General features: G+C 35.3%; 2 protein-coding genes. One reads left to right on the top strand and one right to left on the bottom strand.

Annotation, left to right across the window (positions count from 1 at the left end; genetic code table 11):
- A partial coding sequence (locus ACFVU3_RS40105) for an LLM class flavin-dependent oxidoreductase (protein ID WP_390073716.1) occupies positions 1–582 on the bottom strand: 582 nt, incomplete at its 3' end.
- A gap of 244 nt (positions 583–826) precedes the next feature.
- Between ACFVU3_RS40105 and ACFVU3_RS40100 the strand changes: the two genes are divergently transcribed.
- Positions 827–1,314, top strand: a 488-nt coding sequence (locus ACFVU3_RS40100) for an MFS transporter (RefSeq protein WP_390073715.1), incomplete at its 3' end; no start/stop codon positions are given.

The raw sequence follows: 1,314 nt of genomic DNA, 5'->3' as shown, positions 1-1,314 counted from the left end.
AGCTCTGAGTGATGATTCAGGCGTACCACCTGTAGCAATCCATATAGGTAATTCGCCATTTTCTACTCGTGGGTAAATGCCAGTGTCTTCTAAACTTGGTCTTAATTTACCTTCCCAACTTATGATTTCATGTTTGTTGATTTTAAGCAACATTTGAAGTTTTTCATTAAATAGATCTTCATAGTCATTTAAATTATAACCGAATAGAGGGAAAGATTCGATAAATGAACCTTGACCAATCATGATTTCAGCTCGGCCATTAGATACAGCATCTAAAGTCGAAAATCTCTCATATACTCTAACCGGATCATCAGAAGATAAGACCGTAACAGCAGATGATAATTTAATGTGCCGTGTTCTTGCAGCTGCAGCGCCTAAAACTGTTACGGGATCAGAAACTGCATAGTCTTTTCTGTGATGTTCGCCTAAACCATAGATATCTAAACCAAGTTGATCGGCGAGTTCAATTTCTTCGACAATATTTCGAATTCGTTGTGCATGACTAATAGATTCATGCTTGCCATCAGGCATAACAATATCGCTATTCTCAGCAAAAGATGTTAATCCCAATTCTATTTTCATCACTCACACCTACTAGTATATTTTTTATACTAGGTATATATTAAGCTTACACTTTTACTATGTCAATATAAAAGTTTCCTTATTATAAAAAATAATATTGAGCATCATATGCATCATTATAGACTTCAGCTAATTTATCTTTAATATAGGTAATATTCACCAATTAAATCTCCCCTTTAGAATTTAAAATCAAACTGGCATAATAGTAACGTTGACTAAAAATTTGAAAGGAGTATGAAGATGAATGGAAGACAGTAGAAACTATAATCTCATCACGACAATTATGTTTATTTCAGGAATTATCGTGATGGGTAGTTTATACACAGCATTGCCTTTAACCGCAGCTTTTGCAGAAGACTTTCATGTTCCTCAATCAGTAGCAACATTGAATGGTGTTGTTTTCTCACTCACTTATTCAATAAGTTGTCTTTTCTACGGCACCATCTCTGAAAAGTTCGGCAGAATAAAAACGATACTGGTGGGTATTAGCGCGCTAGTCATCATTTGCTTAATCATAGGATTCGTACATTCATTTATGCTTTTACTTATCATGCGCGCATTGCAAGGTATCTTCGCTGCAGCATTCTCTCCAGTAGCGATTACGTACACAACTGAAACATATCCTCCCGTCAAACGAATTACAGCTATCAGCTTTATTAGTACAAGTTTTATGTTATCAGGTGTACTCGGGCAAAATATGAGTGAAATAGTAGTCAGTTATCTCAATTGGCA

Origin of the sequence: Streptomyces sp. NPDC058052 (assembly GCF_042885515.1) — a bacterium.
In the GTDB taxonomy this organism is placed as follows: Bacteria; Actinomycetota; Actinomycetes; order Streptomycetales; family Streptomycetaceae; genus Streptomyces.
The sequence above is the reverse complement of the archived record's forward strand: the minus strand, read 5'-3'. Positions and strand labels throughout refer to the sequence as shown.